17 protein-coding genes are annotated in these 17,392 nt (G+C 60.7%); 10 read left to right on the top strand and 7 right to left on the bottom strand.

What is annotated here, in order from left to right; translation table 11 throughout:
• Positions 1-13 precede the first annotated feature (13 nt).
• From KY494_RS05170 to KY494_RS05160, 3 genes are read left to right on the top strand one after another with little or no spacing between them, the layout of a single operon-like run.
• Positions 14-715 (top strand): WbqC family protein, encoded by a 702-nt coding sequence (locus KY494_RS05170; protein ID WP_219890164.1) that lies wholly within the window; start codon positions 14-16, stop codon positions 713-715.
• Complete coding sequence (locus KY494_RS05165; RefSeq protein ID WP_219890163.1) at positions 712-1,686, top strand: hypothetical protein; 975 nt, start codon at positions 712-714, stop codon at positions 1,684-1,686. The genes KY494_RS05170 and KY494_RS05165 overlap by 4 nt, the downstream gene beginning before the upstream one ends.
• Before the next feature lie 21 nt (positions 1,687-1,707).
• Positions 1,708-2,268 carry a GNAT family N-acetyltransferase gene (locus KY494_RS05160; protein WP_219890162.1) on the top strand — a complete coding sequence of 187 codons (561 nt, stop codon included), beginning with the start codon at positions 1,708-1,710 and terminating at the stop codon, positions 2,266-2,268.
• A 28-nt stretch (positions 2,269-2,296) separates the two neighbouring features.
• Here KY494_RS05160 and KY494_RS05155 read toward each other — a convergent pair whose 3' ends face one another.
• Complete coding sequence (locus KY494_RS05155) at positions 2,297-2,863, bottom strand: LuxR C-terminal-related transcriptional regulator (protein ID WP_219890161.1); 567 nt, start codon at positions 2,861-2,863, stop codon at positions 2,297-2,299.
• Positions 2,864-3,010: 147 nt separating this feature from the next.
• On the opposite strand from KY494_RS05155, the gene KY494_RS05150 reads away from it, so the two are divergent.
• Positions 3,011-3,712 (top strand): CoA transferase subunit A, encoded by a 702-nt coding sequence (locus KY494_RS05150; RefSeq protein WP_219890160.1) that lies wholly within the window; start codon positions 3,011-3,013, stop codon positions 3,710-3,712.
• A 20-nt stretch (positions 3,713-3,732) separates the two neighbouring features.
• On the top strand, positions 3,733-4,383 hold the full coding sequence (locus KY494_RS05145) for a CoA transferase subunit B (protein WP_071077802.1): 651 nt from the start codon (positions 3,733-3,735) through the stop codon (positions 4,381-4,383).
• A gap of 59 nt (positions 4,384-4,442) precedes the next feature.
• Here the strand turns inward: KY494_RS05145 and KY494_RS05140 are convergent, their stop codons facing one another.
• Both KY494_RS05140 and KY494_RS05135 read right to left on the bottom strand, forming a co-directional pair.
• Positions 4,443-4,853 carry a DoxX family protein gene (locus tag KY494_RS05140; RefSeq protein ID WP_219890159.1) on the bottom strand — a complete coding sequence of 137 codons (411 nt, stop codon included), beginning with the start codon at positions 4,851-4,853 and terminating at the stop codon, positions 4,443-4,445.
• 236 nt (positions 4,854-5,089) lie between these two features.
• On the bottom strand, positions 5,090-6,427 hold the full coding sequence (locus KY494_RS05135; RefSeq protein ID WP_257572201.1) for a dicarboxylate/amino acid:cation symporter: 1,338 nt from the start codon (positions 6,425-6,427) through the stop codon (positions 5,090-5,092).
• 226 nt (positions 6,428-6,653) lie between these two features.
• On the opposite strand from KY494_RS05135, the gene KY494_RS05130 reads away from it, so the two are divergent.
• From KY494_RS05130 to KY494_RS05120, 3 genes are read left to right on the top strand one after another with little or no spacing between them, the layout of a single operon-like run.
• Positions 6,654-7,535 carry an alpha/beta fold hydrolase gene (locus tag KY494_RS05130; RefSeq protein ID WP_219890158.1) on the top strand — a complete coding sequence of 294 codons (882 nt, stop codon included), beginning with the start codon at positions 6,654-6,656 and terminating at the stop codon, positions 7,533-7,535.
• A gap of 54 nt (positions 7,536-7,589) precedes the next feature.
• Complete coding sequence (locus KY494_RS05125; protein WP_219135501.1) at positions 7,590-7,940, top strand: RidA family protein; 351 nt, start codon at positions 7,590-7,592, stop codon at positions 7,938-7,940.
• Between the two features lie 32 nt (positions 7,941-7,972).
• Positions 7,973-10,225, top strand: a complete 2,253-nt coding sequence (locus KY494_RS05120) for a bifunctional (p)ppGpp synthetase/guanosine-3',5'-bis(diphosphate) 3'-pyrophosphohydrolase (protein WP_219135500.1) — start codon at positions 7,973-7,975, stop codon at positions 10,223-10,225.
• Between the two features lie 89 nt (positions 10,226-10,314).
• On the opposite strand, the gene KY494_RS05115 is transcribed toward KY494_RS05120, so the two are convergent.
• The 3 genes from KY494_RS05115 to KY494_RS05105 form a co-directional block, all read right to left on the bottom strand.
• The gene (locus tag KY494_RS05115; protein WP_219135499.1) at positions 10,315-11,265 is read right to left on the bottom strand and encodes a cation diffusion facilitator family transporter; all 951 of its coding nucleotides are present in this window, start codon (positions 11,263-11,265) and stop codon (positions 10,315-10,317) included.
• Positions 11,266-11,381: 116 nt separating this feature from the next.
• A complete protein-coding gene (locus KY494_RS05110) occupies positions 11,382-12,257 on the bottom strand; it encodes a pirin family protein (protein WP_219890157.1) in 876 nt (291 codons plus the stop codon).
• 71 nt (positions 12,258-12,328) lie between these two features.
• Entirely contained in the window at positions 12,329-12,928 is a 600-nt protein-coding gene (locus KY494_RS05105) for an FMN-dependent NADH-azoreductase (protein WP_071077794.1), read from the bottom strand.
• Between the two features lie 110 nt (positions 12,929-13,038).
• Between KY494_RS05105 and KY494_RS05100 the strand changes: the two genes are divergently transcribed.
• The gene (locus KY494_RS05100; protein WP_219890156.1) at positions 13,039-13,944 is read left to right on the top strand and encodes a LysR family transcriptional regulator; all 906 of its coding nucleotides are present in this window, start codon (positions 13,039-13,041) and stop codon (positions 13,942-13,944) included.
• Positions 13,945-13,961: 17 nt separating this feature from the next.
• Here KY494_RS05100 and asd read toward each other — a convergent pair whose 3' ends face one another.
• A complete protein-coding gene (gene asd, locus KY494_RS05095) occupies positions 13,962-14,810 on the bottom strand; it encodes an archaetidylserine decarboxylase (protein ID WP_219890155.1) in 849 nt (282 codons plus the stop codon).
• A gap of 240 nt (positions 14,811-15,050) precedes the next feature.
• On the opposite strand from asd, the gene KY494_RS05090 reads away from it, so the two are divergent.
• The gene (locus tag KY494_RS05090; RefSeq protein ID WP_258194670.1) at positions 15,051-17,276 is read left to right on the top strand and encodes a TonB-dependent siderophore receptor; all 2,226 of its coding nucleotides are present in this window, start codon (positions 15,051-15,053) and stop codon (positions 17,274-17,276) included.
• Positions 17,277-17,392: the final 116 nt, after the last annotated feature.

Below are 17,392 nucleotides of genomic sequence, written 5' to 3'. Positions count from 1 at the left end.
AGGCGACATGCGCATGAAGCTTGCGATCATGCAGCCCTATCTGTTCCCCTACATCGGGTATTTTCAGCTTGTTGCGGCCGTGGATAAATTCGTCTTTTACGATGACGTCAACTTCATCAAGAATGGCTGGATCAACCGCAACCGGCTGCTGTTGGCTGGTGAAGTGCGTTACATCACGGTGCCGCTGCGGGCAGCCAGTCCTTTCCTGAAAATAAATCAGATCGCGACGCAAGGCAGCGGACCGTGGCAAAAGAAAATGGCAGAATCGTTGCGGCACTCCTATCGAAAAGCCCCTTTCTTCGAAAAAATCAGTGCCATTTTTTCGGAAGTTATTTTTGCGCAGTATGACAATATCGCTGACATGGCGAAGCATAGCGTACTGTCGATAGCGCAATATTTACAGCTCGATACCGACTTTGTGCTGTCTTCCGCAGTATATGGCAACACTCACCTGCACAGTGCCGAGCGGGTGATCGACATTTGTATAAGGGAACAGGCAAGTTGCTATTACAATCTGCCCGGTGGCCGGCAATTGTATGATGCCGCTGCTTTCGCCAGCCATGGCATTGACTTGCATTTCATTGAAACAAAGATCGAGCCTTATGACCAGGCGAAGGCTGCTTTTCAGCCTGGCTTGTCGATGCTCGATGTGCTGATGTTCAACGATGTGGCGACAGTAAAAGCCATGTTATCCGACCTTGCGGCGAAGCGATGAACATGGCCATTGGCGGGTATTTTGAGCTTGAGCTGCCCGAGCCCAGACCGTTCCTGTACCCGATGGCATATCAATTCCAGTCGGCAAGGGCGGCTTTCCTTGCCCTGTTGCGCGCCGGACGGCCTTCGCGGGTATTCATGCCGTATTACCTCTGCGATTCAATGCTGCTGTCGCTGGAAAAAGCGGGGGTCGAGTGTGTCTTTTATTCCATGGACGCCGGGTTCAATATCTGTGACGACATTGATTTGCGCGCAACAGACTGGCTTTTGTATGTCAATTATTTTGGCGTTTGCGGCAACAGCATCGACAGGCTGCGCGCCAGGTATGCTCCTCGCCAACTGGTCCTCGATCACTCCCAGGCGTTTTATGCCGCGCCCCGTGACTGCCTTGCTACGATTTATTCGCCACGCAAGTTTTTTGGCGTGCCTGACGGCGGCTTGCTGCTTACCGCGTTGCCGGTCTGCGAGGCGCAGGGCATGGACCAGGGATCGCTGGCGCGGGCCAGCTCCGGACTGACGCGCCTGGCGCAAACAGCGGAGGCCGGCTATGCCGCCTACCAGGAGGCGGAAGCCTCGCTGGAGCAGTGCGAACCACTTGAGATGTCGCAACTGAGCCGGCGCATCCTGCACAGCGTGGACATCGAGGCCGCACGGATGCGGCGCAACGCCAACTTCGCGTTCCTGCACCAGCAACTGGGAAGCTGCAATGCGCTTGCGCTTGACTTGGACAGCATTGATGGTCCGCTGTGTTATCCCTTGCTTGCCGACGCCACCGATTTGCGTGCCCATCTGATACGTGAAAGAATCTTCGTGGCGACCTACTGGCCGGAAGTCGCAAGCCGTGTCGGCATGCTCAGTCAAGAGCGCGAATGGGTGCGGAATTTATTGCCGCTGCCTTGCGATCATCGTTACGGGCTGGCTGAGATGCAGCGCATCGCGCAAACCTGCCTGCCTTTTTTATCTGGCGGCTGATTTACTATTGTTGGAGTCAATGTGAATATTCATGGAAAAATTGTTACCTTGCGCGCTCCGGAAGTGGCCGATATTGCGCAATTACATCAATGGAGCAACGATCCCGAGATCTGGAGCATGTTGGGCGGATGGCATTTTCCATTTTCAAGCCGTTCGACGGAAGATTGGGTGCGTAGCCGGAAGGACAATAATTTGACCGATCATGTTTTCTGCATTGATACCGCAGAGCACGGATTGATTGGCACAGCCAATATCATTAATATTGACTGGAAAAACAAGACCGCTTTCCATGGAATGATGATAGGGCAGCAGAATATCCGCGGCAAGGGCTATGCTCTGGATGCCCTATTTTCCATCATGCGCTACGCATTCATGGAGCTCGGCCTGAACCGGCTTGATGGCGACATGATTGAATACAATGAACGCTCAATCAAGTTTTACATAGAAAAAGGCGGCTGGAAACATGAAGGAATACGCCGGAAATGGTTCTATAAAAATGGTACATATCATGACAAGGTGATCGTCGGTGTGACCAAAGACGATTATCTCGCCCTGATGGAAATGAACCCATACTGGGGTTGATTCCTCATGATCGTCTTGGGATAGGCTCTTAAACTTGCCAGCTCAGTCCCACCAGCTTGTGCACCAGTTCGGACGACGTCGCGGCGGCGAATTTGCGCATCAGCTTGGCGCGGTGCATTTCCACCGTGCGGGGGCTGAGGTCGATCTGGCGGGCGATGACCTTGCTGGTCTTGCCTTCCACCAGCAGGGCGGCGATTTCGCGCTCGCGCGGCGTCAACTGGGCCGTCACGGGGCGTTTCTCGCTGACATCCTCGAACGTCCAGATGCCGGCCCCCAGTGGCTGGCCCGGCAGCATGGCGTGGCCCGTCACATGGCACCAGAACAATTCACCATTACTGCGGCGCATGATGCGCTCGTCCGAATAGCGGCCCTTGGCGTTCATGATGGGGATGATGCGGTCACCCGTGCGCAGGAATTCGTCGTGCGTGGGGTAGAGTACTTCGAAGGACTGGTCGTCGAGCTGGGCGCGCGCATAGCCGAACATGTCCGCCAGCGCTTCGTTGCAGCTGCGCATGATGCGGTTTTCCGACATGCACATGCCCACGGGCGCGTGCAGGAAGATGCTTTCATAATCGATGGCTGACGCGGCGTTCATCTGATACGTATCACTCTCACAGTGGGATTGCTGGCACGGCGCCGGTAGTTCTACGGTATTGTACTTTCCACTCGCGTATTTTATGCTGAGTCGCTGCCTGAGTCATGGACTCAAGACCAAAGCTTAACAAAAGATAGAGGGACACCCATGAATAAAGTTTATCCTGACGCCGCCTCGGCGCTGGCCGGTATCGTCCAAGATGGCCAGACCATCGCCGTCGGCGGCTTCGGCCTGTGCGGCATTCCCGAAGCCCTGATCGGCGCCTTGCGCGATTCGGGCGTGACGGGCCTGACGGCCATTTCCAACAACGCCGGCGTGGACGGCTTCGGCCTGGGCCAGTTGCTGACCACGCGCCAGATCAAGAAAATGATCGCCTCCTACGTGGGCGAAAACAAGGAATTCGCGCGCCAGTACCTGGCCGGCGAGCTGGAACTGGAATTCACGCCGCAGGGCACCCTGGCCGAAAAACTGCGCGCCGGTGGCGCCGGCATTCCCGCCTTCTTCACCAAGACGGGCGTGGGCACCATCGTTGCCGACGGCAAGGAACTGCGCGAATTCGACGGCGAACAATACGTGATGGAACGCAGCCTGGTGGCTGACGTATCGTTGGTGAAAGCCTACATGGCCGACCGTGCCGGCAATTTGGTTTACCGCAAAACGGCGCGCAATTTCAATCCCAACGTGGCCATGGCGGGCAAGATCACCATCGTCGAAGTGGAAAAACTGGTCGAAGTGGGCGATATCGACCCGGACCAGGTGCACACCCCCAGCATCTTCGTGCACCGCATCGTGGTCAACGCGAACCCGGAAAAACGCATCGAGCAGCGCACCGTGCGCACTGAAGCATAAAAAAGAATACGGAGATAATCATGGCTTGGACGAGAGATGAAATGGCCGCGCGCGCGGCAAAGGAATTGCAGGATGGCTTTTATGTGAACCTGGGCATCGGCTTGCCGACCCTGGTGGCCAACTATGTGCCGGACAATATGGAAGTGTTTTTGCAGTCGGAAAACGGGTTATTGGGCATCGGCCCTTTCCCCACCGACGCGGAAGTCGATGCCGACCTGATCAACGCTGGCAAGCAGACAGTGACGGCCTTGCCCGGCGCCGCCTACTTCAGCTCGGCTGACTCATTCGGCATGATTCGTGGCGGCAAGATCAACCTGGCCATCCTGGGCGCCATGCAGGTGTCGGAAAAGGGCGACCTGGCGAACTGGATGATTCCAGGCAAGATGGTCAAGGGCATGGGCGGCGCGATGGACCTGGTCGCCGGTGTCAAGCGCGTCGTGGTGCTGATGGAGCACGTGGCCACGGCCAAGGACGGCACGACGTCGCATAAATTGCTGAAACAGTGCGACTTGCCGCTGACGGGCGTGGGCGTGGTCGACGTCATCATCAGCGACCTGGGCGTCATCGACGTGACGGAAAACGGCTTGAAGCTGGTGGAACTGGCGCCGGGCGTGACCAAGGAGCAGGTGCAGGCGGCCACGGGCGCTGAGCTGGACGTTTCCGCCGTATAAGCGGAACATAAGCGGATTGTCGTATTGAAGCAGGGCGGACAGCGATGTCCGCCCTTTTTTTATGCGCCCGCCTTGCCGCGCAAGCCGTCGAGGCTGTAGGCGCCGGCGCCCGCTGCCGCGAAGTACAGGAAGGTGAAGCAGTACATCACGGCCATTTCGCCGCCGTTCAGGATCGGCAGGAAGGCGCTTGGCGCGTGCATCAGAAAATAGGCCACGGCCATCTGGCCCGACAGGATGAAAGCGACGGGACGCGTGAACAGGCCGAGCAGCAACAGGGCGCCGCCCACCAGTTCCAGCACGCCGGCCGCGCCCATCAGGGAAAACAGTTGCAAGCCGTCGAACATGGCCACGTGCGGCACGCCGAACAGCTTGGCCGTGCCGTGCTGGATGTAGAGGAAGCCGAGGATGATGCGCAGCAGGCCCAGCAAGCGTGGGGACCAGGTGGCGTAAAGGGCGGGCGAGAGGGACATGGCGTACTCCATTCAAAAAGTGGATGGTTCGGTGTCAGGCTTGCATTAACGCAATGTCATTATGCGCGAGCCTGGCGGCGAACAGGTGACAGCACTGTAATGGTTTTCCAGGCATTGATCATCATGATAAATATTGATGCATGATTTACTGTGGGTTGATGATGCGCTAAAACCCGCGCACAATGAAAAAAGCCCTGCGGATCGCTCCGCAGGGCTTTTCAATGTTGAGTACCGCTTTACTTGACGATATTCACGCTCGGTGCGACGTAGGCGTCGTCGGTCGGGTGGGTGGGATGGGCCAGCTCGCTGTGCAGCTTGTCCATGTCCAGTTCTTTTTCCCATTTCGACACGACGATGGTGGCTACGCCGTTGCCGATAAAGTTGGTCAGCGCGCGGCATTCGCTCATGAAGCGGTCGATGCCCAGGATCAGCGCCATGCCGGCCACGGGAATCGTCGGCACCACGGCCAGGGTCGCGGCCAAGGTGATGAAGCCGGCGCCCGTGATGCCGGACGCGCCTTTCGAGGTCAGCATCGCCACGCCCAGGATGGTCAGTTCCTGCCAAATGGTCAGGTCCGTGTTGGTTGCCTGTGCTACAAACAGGGCAGCCATGGTCATGTAGATATTGGTGCCGTCCAGGTTGAACGAGTAGCCGGTAGGCACGACTAGGCCGACCACCGGTTTGGAGCAACCCAGGCGCTCGAGTTTTTTCATCAGGGCCGGCAGCGCCGATTCCGACGAGCTCGTGCCCAGCACGATCAGCAGTTCTTCCTTGATGTACAGCAAGAAGCGGCCGATGGAGAAGCCCGTGTACTTGGCGATCAGGCCCAGCACGACGAAGATGAACAGGAAGCAGGTCAGGTAGAACGAACCCATCAGTTTAGCCAATGGAATCAGCGAAGCCAGGCCGTATTTGCCGATGGTGAAGGCCATCGCGCCGAACGCGCCGATCGGTGCGACTTTCATGATGATGTTGACCATGCCGAAGATGGCATGCGACAGGTCGTCGATCAGCTTGGTGACCGGACGGCCGCGCTCGCCCAGCAGGGACAGCGCGAAGCCGAACAGGATGGCGATCAGCAGCACTTGCAGGATGTCGCCTTTGGCGAAGGCGTCAACGAAGGTCTTCGGGATGATGTTCATCAGGAAGTCCACCGTCGACAGGCCTTCGGCGTGCGTGTATTGCGCGATCGACTTGGCGTCCAGGTGGGCGGGATCGGCGTTGAAGCCGGCGCCCGGTTTCAGGATATTGGCTACCAGCAAGCCGATGCCCAGCGCGAAGGTGGAGACCACTTCAAAGTACAGCAGCGCCTTGCCGCCTACGCGGCCGATCTTCTTGACGTCCTGCATGCCGGCAATGCCGGAGACCACGGTACAGAAGATCACGGGGGCGATGATCATCTTGATCAGTTTGATAAAGCCGTCACCCAGCGGTTTCATGTCGACGGCGTTCGACGGGTAGAACACCCCCAGCAGCACGCCGGCCACGATGGCGAACAGCACCTGGACATACAGGATTTTATAGAATGGTTTTTTCACGAGTGGTCTCCTCTTGCGGGTTGATGCTGCGATCATCCGCCCATTGCCGGGCCGGCTCAATTGTGGATAACCGCAGATATGCAGTTTCGCTATATCGGGTATTGCGCCATGGCGAACGTGCGAGTGCTGTGCTGCGGTGCAGCATTTCAGGCGCGCGCTTGGAGCATTGCCCGCGCTGCGTTACACTGCCGTAGCGTCGCGCGCGGGACACCCGGCAGAAGGCAGGAAGCGGTGCTCTTTTTATATCAAATAAGGAATTGGCATGATCGAAGCGAGCATCAAATCCGTCCAGTGCATCTCCCCCGCAGGCTTGCATACCATGTCGTACAAGGAGTGGGGCGCGGCGGACAATCCGAACGTGCTCGTCTGCGCCCATGGCGTGACGCGCGTGGCGGACGACTTCGACAACCTGGCGCGCGCCATGGCCAGCGATTACCGCGTCATCTGCCCCGATGTGGTGGGGCGCGGGCGCTCGGGCTGGCTGGCCAATCCGCAGTTTTACCGCGTGCCGCAATATGTGAGCGACATGGTGACCCTGCTGGCACGCGTGCTGGCCAACGGCGAGCGTCAGACGGTGGACTGGTTCGGCACCTCGATGGGCGGCTTGATCGGCCTGGGCCTGGCATCGTTGCCGAACAGCCCGATCAGCAAGCTGGTCTTGAACGATATCGGCCCGACCCTGGCGCCGGAAGCCTTGCAGCGCATCGGCGACTACATCGGCCAGGACTTGCGTTTTGATACCTTCGAGCAGGGCGCCAGGTTTGTGCGCGACGTGTCCGCCAGCTTCGGCCCGCACACGGACGCGGAATGGCATAAACTGGCAGTGGATGTGTTGCGCCAGGATAAGGATGGCCACTGGCGCCGCCACTATGATATGGGACTGGCCATGCCGTTCCGCTCGGCCACGCCGGAATCGGCGGCCAGCGACGAAGCCATGCTGTGGGCCGCGTATGATGCCGTGCGCTGCCCCACCTTGCTGGTGCGCGGGTCGGAATCCGACTTGCTGTCGCACGCGACGGCGCAGATCATGCTGGGCCGCGGCCCGAAGGCGCAGCTGGTGGAAATCGCCGGCGTGGGCCATGCGCCCACCTTCGTGCACGACGACCAGATCGCCATCGCGCGCAAGTTTTTGCTGGGCAAGTAACCAGGCAACAAGCAACACCGCTGTACAGATTTTGAAACAACCGAAAGAAGAAGCATGGAAATTACACGACTGCACGTAGGCAAACGCCTCTCCGAAGTAGCCATACACAACAACACCATCTACCTGGCTGGCCAGATCGCCGAAGACACCACGCAAGATATCGTCGGCCAGACGCGCGAAGTGCTCGGTCACGTCGACCGTTTGCTGATGGAAGCGGGCAGCGACAAGACCTGCATCCTGTCGTGCCAGATCTACATCGCCGACATGAAAGACTTCGACGGCATGAATGAAGTATGGGATGACTGGGTGGCGTCAAGCCACACGCCGCCGCGCGCCACCGTCGAGGCGAAGCTGGCCAATCCGGCATGCCTGGTTGAAATCGTCATCATCGCTGCAGAGCGCTAAGTTATCTGGTTTTTCAGTTTATAAGGCATTACATGGTTTCCATCTCGGCCCCGAACAGCGTCACCTCGGAACAACTGGTAGAGGGCTTGAGTGCGCCGGACAGCGCGCGCGTGCTGGACGCGCTCGCGTATGCCACCGAAGCGTATGGCGACAAGCAGACCTTTGCCGGCCGTTCCGCGCTGGAATTCGCCATCGGCGTGGCCAACACCCTGGCTTTCCTGCGCAGCGATGCGGAAACGCGCATCGCCGGCCTGATGTTCGAGCTGACCCTGCTGGACCCGGATACGGCGGCCGATATCGAGCCGCGCTTCGGCAAGCAGGTATGCGACCTGGCGACAGGCGTGCGCCAGCTGATCCGTTTGCGCGCGCTGACCCAGGCGCAGCACGGCAGCGCTGCCGGTCGCGGCAAGAATGCGGCGCAGCAAGCCGTGGCCCAGGTGGAAACCTTGCGCAAGATGCTGCTGGCGATGGCTTCCGACATGCGTGTCGTGCTGGTGCGCCTGGCCGCTTGCGTGACGACCTTGCGCTATTTCGCCGAACTAAAACTGTTCAACGAAATGACGCGCGAATACGGCAAGGAAACGCTGGATTTGTACGCGCCGCTGGCCAACCGCCTCGGTATCTGGCAGCTGAAGTGGGAACTGGAAGATTTATCGTTCCGCTTCATCGAGCCGGAAGCGTATAAACGCATCGCCAAGATGCTGGAAGAAAAGCGCATGATGCGCGAGGGCTTTGTTTCCTCGGCGATTCTGCGCCTGCAGACGGAACTGGCGTCGGCCGGTATCCAGGCGGAAGTATTTGGCCGCCCGAAACACATTTACAGCATCTGGAACAAGATGCGCGGCAAGGAACTCGATTTCACGGCCCTGTACGACGTGCGCGCCTTCCGCGTCATCGTTTCCGACGTGAAAACTTGTTACACGGTGCTGGGCGTGGTCCACAATATCTGGACCCCCATCCCGAAAGAATTCGACGATTACATTTCCCGGCCGAAACCGAATGGGTATCAGTCGCTGCACACGGTGGTGACGGCCGAGGATGGCCGCCCGCTGGAAGTGCAAATCCGCACCAATGAAATGCACAGCTTTGCCGAATACGGCGTGGCCGCGCACTGGCGCTACAAGGAAGAGGGCGGCTCGAACTTTGCCGGCCAGAAATACGACGAGAAAATCGCCTGGCTGCGCCAGTTGCTGGCGTGGAAGACGGAAGTGGCCGACGCCGTCGTGGGCCAGGAAGAAATCCAGCGCGAATGGGTGGAAAAGCTCAAATCGGCGACCCTGGACGACCGCATCTTCGTCATGACGCCGCAGGCGCGGGTGCTGGAATTGCCCGTGGGCGCCACGCCCGTCGATTTTGCCTATCACCTGCACACGGATGTGGGCCACCGCTGCCGCGGCGCCAAGGTCGACGGCATCATGGTGCCCCTGAATACGCAATTAAAGAATGGCCAGACCTGCGAAATCATCACGGCCAAGGGGGCGCCGGGCACGGCCGGTCCATCGCGCGACTGGCTGGGCGCCGGCTATGCCGTCAGCACGCGCACGCGTTCCAAAATTCGTGCCTGGTTCCACGCCATCGACATGCAGGAAACCCTGGCCCATGGCCGCGCGCTGGTGGAGAAATCCTTGCAGCGCGAAGGCAAGACGGCCGTCAATCTGGAAGCGCTGGCGCAAAAGCTGGGCTTTGCGAAAGTCGACGAACTGTTCCTGTCGGTGGGCAAGGATGAATTCAGCCTGCGCCACGTGGAGCAGGCGCTGCACGACAATGGCGAAGTGGTGGTGCCGGAAGACGCCGTGCTGGTGGGTAAAAGCCGCGCCTCCAGCGTGGAGCAGGGCGCCAAGTCCGGCGTGCTGGTGGTGGGCACCGAGGGCTTGATGACGGTGCTGGCCAAGTGCTGCAAACCGGCGCCGCCGGACAGTATCGTCGGCTTCGTCACGCGCGGCAAAGGCGTGTCGATTCACCGCGCCACCTGCAAGAACTTCGAGGAAATGCGCGCCAAGTCGCCCGAGCGCGTGATTTTTACCGAGTGGGGCAGCACGGGCGGGCACGATACCGTGTATCCGGTCGACGTCTTCATTCTCGCCGGCGACCGCCAGGGCTTGCTGCGCGACATTTCCGAAATCTTTTCGCGAGAGAAAATCAACGTGATCGGCGTCAACACTCAAAGCGCCAAGGGCCAGGCCCGCATGACGTTTACGGCCGAGATCAGCTCGACGGCGCAGCTGTTGAAGGCGCTGAATGTGATTAAGGATGTCAGTGGCGTGTTGGAAGCCCGACGGAGTTAGCTAAATTTAACCCCGAGCGCAGAGGCCGGGGTCGTACCCTCAGGGACTCGGCGTCCCCGTACGACCCCAGTATTTGCCGTTGGGTTCAATCAGTGTGTTTTGTCACCCTGATGCAACCCCGCCATCGCCGCCGTCTCCGGCTGCAAGGTAATGTGATCGATCCCATGCTTGGCCAACAGCATCTTCTTGATCGCGCGCAAGACCTTCGGCCAATGGTCGAGGTGCTCGATTTCCACGTGGCCGATCAGGGCCGGCTGGCCCGGCGACATGTCCCACACGTGCAGATCGTGCACGGCAATCACGCCGTCCACTTGCTCCACGTCCGTGCCCACGGCGATATAGTCGATGTGCATGGGTACGCCTTCCATCAGGAAGTGGTAGGACTCTTTCAATACCCCGAAGGTCGATTTCAAAATCAGCAGCGATACCAGCACGGACAGCAGCGGGTCGATCTGCATCCAGCCCGTGAAGTAAATCACGGCGCCCGCGACGATGGCGGCGACCGAGCCGAGCAAATCGCCCATCACGTGCACGAGGGCGGCGCGCGTGTTCACGCTTTGCTTGTCTTTCGACAGGACCCACGCCACCACCACGTTGATCGCCAGGCCGATGAAGGCGACGATGAAGACCATGCCGCCCTTGACGGGTTGCGGAGCGGAAAAGCGCAACACGGCTTCATAGCAGATCCAGCCCACGACGCACAGCATGGCCAGGCCGTTGACGAAGGCGGCCAGCGCCTCGGCGCGGCCAAAGCCGAACGAGTGGCGCGGCGAGGGCGGGCGGCGCGCGATGAGCTGCGCCAGCAGGGCCAGGCCCAGAGCGGCCGCGTCCGTGACCATGTGGCCCGCGTCGGAAATCAGCGCCAGTGAATTGGACATGAAGCCGGCCGCCACCTCGATGCCGGCAAACGACAGGGTCAGCCCCAGCGCCCACGCGAGGATGCTCTGGCTGCGCCCCTCGAACGAGTGCGTGTGCTGGGCGTCGCCCTTCAGGTGGGCGTGCAAATGGGTGGCGTCGTGTTCGGTGTGCGTGGGCTGCATGGAATGCTTTGTGGAATGAGGTTGCCGTCAGTGTAATTGAAAAGCAACAACATAGTCGGCACGTAAAAAAACCTGCAGGCTTGATGGCCTGCAGGTTTTTCTTTAAGCAAACATTTTTACTGGGCCGCCGTCTCGCCAAACTTGCCCTCGCGGAAATCCTGCACGGCCTGAAACACTTCCGCCTGGGTATTCATGACAAACGGACCGTACTGCGCGATGGGCTCGTTCAAGGGCTGGCCGGCGACGAGGATTACGCGGCCGCCTGCGGGCGCTTCGATGCGCACGCCGTCGCTGCCCGGCGTGTTGGCGAAGATGGCCATGCGCAGGGCGGGCACGGCCTTGCCGTCCACCTGCACCTCGCCACGGAACGTGTAGATGAAAGCGTTATGGCCAGGCGGCAAGGGCTGCTCGAAGCTGCTGCCTGCTGGCAAGTCGATGTCGAGATACAGCGGTTCCGTCAGCTCGCGCTGCACGGCGCCCGTCACGCCATGGCTCTGGCCGGCGATCACTTGCACGGCCACGCCGTCGTCCGTCGTGTAGCGGGGGATTTCGGCGCTGGTAAAATCGCGGTACCACGGCGTGCGCATCTTGTCGCGCGCAGGCAGGTTCAGCCACAACTGAAAACCTTCCATCACGCCTTCTTCCTGTTCCGGCATTTCCGAGTGGATCACGCCGCTGCCGGCCGTCATCCATTGCACGCCGCCCGAAGTCAGCAAGCCTTCGTGGCCCGCGCTGTCCTTGTGGCGCATGCGTCCCGTGATCATGTACGACACCGTTTCAAAACCCCGGTGCGGATGCTCGGGGAAACCGGCGATATAGTCGTTCGGCTTGTCGCTGGCAAAGTTGTCGAGCATCAAAAACGGGTCGAGACGGCGCTGCAGCTGCTGCGTCAGCACGCGGTTGATCTTCACGCCGGCGCCATCCATGACGGCCTGGCCGGCGATCACGCGCTCGACGGCGCGTGGCTTGTTGACGGTGGTGATGTCGCTCATTGTTTTCTCCTGTTTGGGATCAGACCCGGCGGAACTCGGCGTCTCCGCCTGACCCCAGCTTGGTACGTGCATTACACCAGGATCGCGTTGATCTCGGCGTCCGCTTGCGCCTGTGCCTTGGCCACGGCTTCCGGGCCCATGCCCATGCCTTCCGAATACACGTATTGCACGTCCGTCAGGCCCAGGAAACCGAACATGGTGTTCAGGTAAGGCACCTGGCTATCGTTGGCGCTGTCGCGGTGCAAGCCGCCGCGGGACAGGCCCACGTAGACTTTCTTGCCGGTCAACAGGCCCACGGGGCCGTTTTCCGTGTACTTGAAGGTGACGTTGGCGCGGGCAATCGCGTCGAACCAGCTTTTCAGTTGCACGGTGATGCCGAAGTTGTACATCGGTGCGCCGATGACGATGACGTCGGCTGCTTGCACTTGCGCAATCAGCGCGTCGTCCAGGGCGATGCGGGCCGCCTGTTCCGGCGTGCGCTTGTCGGCCGGGGTGAACAGCGCTTGCAGGGTCGGCTCGTCGAGCACAGGGTGCGGTGCGGCAGCCAGGTCGCGGCGCGCCAGGGTGGCGCCGGGGTTGGCGGCTTGCACGCGGGCAACGATGGCGTCAGCCAGACGGGTCGAGGCGGAACCGGTGCTGCGGGCGCTGGAATTGATTTGCAGGATGTTCATCTTGTTTTCTCCGTTGTGAGGTGTCTTGCGATGGATGAACTATAGCAATTCCAAAATTGATGCGGAAGCCGTTAAAATGGATAACATTAATCCACTCATGGAATAAACTCATGGATATTGATCCTGGAGATTTGCTGCTGTTCGCGCGCGTCGTCGAGTGCGGCAGTTTTTCGCGTGCCGCCCAGCGCGTGGACTTGCCCAAGTCGACCCTGTCGCGCCGCATCTCGCTGCTGGAAGCGAAGTTGGGCGAACGGCTGCTGCTGCGCACCACGCGCAAGCTGGCGCTGACGGAGTTTGGCGCCAGCCTGCTCGAACATGCGCGCAAGGTGGTGGAAGAAACGGAGGCGGCCGGCGCGCTGGCCCAGCACCGCCAGGCGGGGCCCAGCGGCTTGCTGCGCATTTCCATGCCGGCCGATTTCGGCGACGCGCTGATGCGCCAGGTACTGGCCGAATTCGTGCGCCGCTACCCGGCCATTTCGCTGGAGCTGGACTTGTCGGCGCGCAGGGTGGACTTGCTGGAAGAAAATTTTGACCTGGCCATCCGCATGGGCAACTTGCCCGACGACGCCAGCCTGGCGGCGCGCCGCGTGGCCTTCAGCACCTTGGCCCTGTATGCCTCGCCGCAATACACGAGCGTGCACGGCTTGCCCGAACATCCCGACGATTTATACGGCCATGATCTGCTCAGCTTGCCCCGCGCCGTGCATGGTCTCGTGCATTGGACTTTGATTCGTGGCAAGACGACGTGGGAGCGCGATTTGCCCGTGCGCCTGCTGGCGAATTCTCCGGAATTGCTGGTGCGCATGGCTTGCACGGGCGTGGGCATCGCGGCCAGCACGGACCGCTTTGCCAAGGCGTATGTGGCGACGGGGGAACTGGTGCGCGTATTGCCGGAGTGGAGTTTCCCGCTGGTCACGGGCTGGGCCGTGTTTCCCGGTCGGCGCTTGATGCCGGCCAAGACGCGCGCATTCCTGGACTTGATGGAAGAAATGTACCGCACGGATGCGCCCGTGTAGGCGCGCGTCCCGCTCGCTTACCTCGGTACGTTACCCATGACTTCAGCCAGCTGCACGGGGCCGGCCGGTTGCCAGTTGGCATTGAATTGCACGGTGTCTTTCGGGAACAGCATCACGACGGTGGAACCGAGCAGGAAGCGGCCCAGCTCTTCGCCCTGTTTCAGCACCACATTGTCGTTCGCATAGCTCCAGTCGCGGATCTCACCGGTGCGGGGCGGGTTGACGACGCCGTGCCAGACGGTGGCCATGCTGCCGACGATGGTGGCGCCGACCAGGGTCATGACGAAGGGGCCGTTGGCCGTGTCGAACACGCAGACGACGCGCTCGTTGCGGGCGAACAGGCCGGGAATGCCGCGCGCCGTCGTCGGGTTGACGGAAAATAGTTCACCGGGAACATAAATCATGCGCGTCAAACGGCCGTCGCACGGCATGTGGATGCGGTGGTAGTCGCGCGGGCTCAGGTACAGGTTGGCGAAGCTGCCATGCTCGAACTGGGCCGCCAGGGCCGCATCGCCGCCCACCAGGGCCGTGGTGCTGAAGTTGTGGCCTTTGGCCTGGAAGATCTGGTCCTTGTCGATGCTGCCGAACTGGCTGATGCGGCCATCGACGGGGCAGACGTAGTCGGCCTGGGCCAGCGGACGGGCATCGGGGCGCAGCGCGCGCGTGAAAAAGTCGTTGAAGCTGGCGTAGTGCGTGATGTCCGGGTCCAGCGCCTCATCCATGTTGACGTTGTAGCGGCCGACGAACCAGCGGATCAAACGCGTCGTCATGGCGCCGCCCTTGGCGCCGGCGATGCGTCCGGCAAAGTTGGTCAACGCCCCCTTGGGCAGCAGATATTGAGGCAAAACGGCAAGACGGTCAGACACGATGGGAAGCCTTTGACGGGGTGAGCGGAATAATGGCGAAAACGCATTATAGCGGCGATGTGGCGCGCAATGATAATGCCGTATGCAAGGGTGCGTATCGCAGCCGGCCACCGAATTTAATTTGCTATAGGAAATATTTTCAGGAAACTGTGTCACTCGGAAAAAATTACAGCACAATACAGCGGCCTGTTTTTTAGCATTTAGCCATTTTTATTCAGCCAACTTTTTTTTAGCCAGGTCATGATGCCACGCCGTTGCCTTCGCCTTACCGTCCTTTGTTCCGCCGTTTTACTTGCCTGGAATGCCCAGGCCCAGCAATCCGAAACGTCCGGCACCGATAACGCCGCCGTGCCGCTGAAGGCTGAAAAGCCAGCCGCGCCCGCCATGCAGACCGTCGAAGTCAAGGGTAGCGGCTATGATCCGCGCCGCGACGATACGGCCAGCAAGATGGTCGTGGGCAGCGAGGAAATCCTCAAGTATGGTGACACGAATGTCACCGACGTGCTCAAGCGCTTGCCCGGCATTACCGTGTCCGGCGCGGCCGGACGCTCGGGCGGCGAAATCCGCATGCGCGGCCTGGGCAGCGGCTATACGCAGATATTGCTTAACGGCGAGCGGGCGCCGGCCGGCTTTTCGCTCGACACCCTGTCGCCCGACGTGATCGAGCGCATCGAGATCCTGCACGCGGCCAGCGCCGAGTACAGCACGCAGTCGATCGCCGGCACCATCAATGTGGTGCTCAAGAAAGCCGTGAAGACGGCGCAGCGCGAGCTCAAGCTGGGCGTGCAGGGCAGCGACGTGAGCTTCTCGCCCAGCGTCAATCTGCAACTGTCCGACCGCGACGGCAATTTCTCGTATTCCATGGCCGGCTCGCTGTTCCGCTACGATTACCACTACGACAATCCGGGACTGGAACTGGGCTATGCGCCCGACGGCCGGCAAAACCTGCTGCGCCGCACGAATGGCACGGGTGATGGCCGTCCGGAAGGCATCAATCTGTCGCCGCGCCTGAACTGGGTACTGGCCGGCGGCGACAATCTGACGGCGCAATTTTTCTTCAATGGCGGGCGCTCGAATCACCGTAATTTCAGCCGCGCGGAAACGGAGCAGGGCGTGCGCCCCGACTATGACACGAATACGGGCAGCTCCAGCAACCACAATGCCTTCGGCCGCAGCGACCTGACGTGGATGCACAAGCTGGCCGGCGGCGCCAGGCTGGAATTGAAAGTTGGCGCCTCGGCCGCCCGCAATACGTCCGACAGGCTGCAGCAGGGCTTTATCGACGGCAGCGGCCTGGCGCTCGACCGCCAGGTGGGCGTGAAGGCGACGGAAAACGGCGTCAGTTCCACCGGCAAGTATTCCACGCCCTTGCTGCCCGGTCACGCCCTGTCGATGGGTTGGGATGGCGCCTACACGCAGCGCGAGGAAACGCGCCGCCAGCGCGAAGCGGCGCTGGGCGCCTCGGGCGCGCGCCCGCCCGTCAACAGCGACGAGGGTTTCGACGCCACCATCCAGCGCCTGGCTTTGTTCGTGCAGGACGACTGGGAAATCGCGCCGCGCTGGTCCATGTATGCGGGCGTGCGCTGGGAAGGAATCGATACGCGCAGCGCGGGCGATACCTACGACGAAGTGAATCAGCGCACCAGCGTGTGGAGCCCGCTGCTGCAAACCCTGTGGAAGTTACCTGATACCAAGGGCGACCAGGTGCGGCTGGCCCTGACGCGCACCTACAAGGCGCAACCCACGGCGAGCTTGATTCCGCGCCGCAATACCTCGACCAACAATAGCCAGACCGATCCCGACCGCGAAGGCAATCCGTATCTGAAGCCGGAGCTGGCGCTGGGCATCGATGCCTCGTACGAGCATTACTGGGCCGAAGGCGCCTTGCTCAGCGCGCGTGCCTCGGCCCGCCGCATCGACGGCTATACGCGCCAGGGCTTGCTGTTCATCAATGACCGCTGGGTATCGACGCCCGTCAACGATGGCCGCGCGAATACGCAGACACTGGAACTGGAAGCGAAGTTCCCGCTGCGCGCCGTCATGGCTGCGCCCGTGCCGGCCATCGACCTGCGCGCCAGCGTCAGCCGCAACTGGTCGCAGGTGGAGCAGGTGCCGGGGCCAAACAACCGGCTCGACCAGCAAACCCCCGTCAGCGGCAACTTCGGTCTCGACTACAAGACGCCGGACGGCGTCTTGAGCACGGGCGGCAGCTTCAATTTCCGCAATGGCGGCCCGGTGCGCATCACCGAGCGCCAGAGCGCCTATACGTCGCCACGGCGCGACCTCGACATGTATGCGCTGTGGAAGTTCGACGCGAAGAATCAATTGCGCCTGGCCGTGTCGAACCTGCTGGCGCAAGACTTCGAAAGCACCACCACGTATGCGGACGCCAGCGGCGCCATCGTGCGCAACAGCATTTCACCGAGTTCGCCGCAGGCGCGCGCGACCCTGGAAATGAAGTTCTGATCGTGACGTTCTCGTACTGAAATCCCCGGCCGGCATCCCCGCTGGCCTATAATCTCGGCAATTGCGCGCACGGCCAGTCCGTGCGCGCCACCTTTTACTTTGCCAAGATTGCTTCC

It is taken from the genome of Janthinobacterium sp. PAMC25594 (assembly GCF_019443505.1).
In the GTDB taxonomy this organism is placed as follows: domain Bacteria; phylum Pseudomonadota; class Gammaproteobacteria; order Burkholderiales; family Burkholderiaceae_D; genus Janthinobacterium.
The sequence above is the reverse complement of the archived record's forward strand: the minus strand, read 5'-3'. Positions and strand labels throughout refer to the sequence as shown.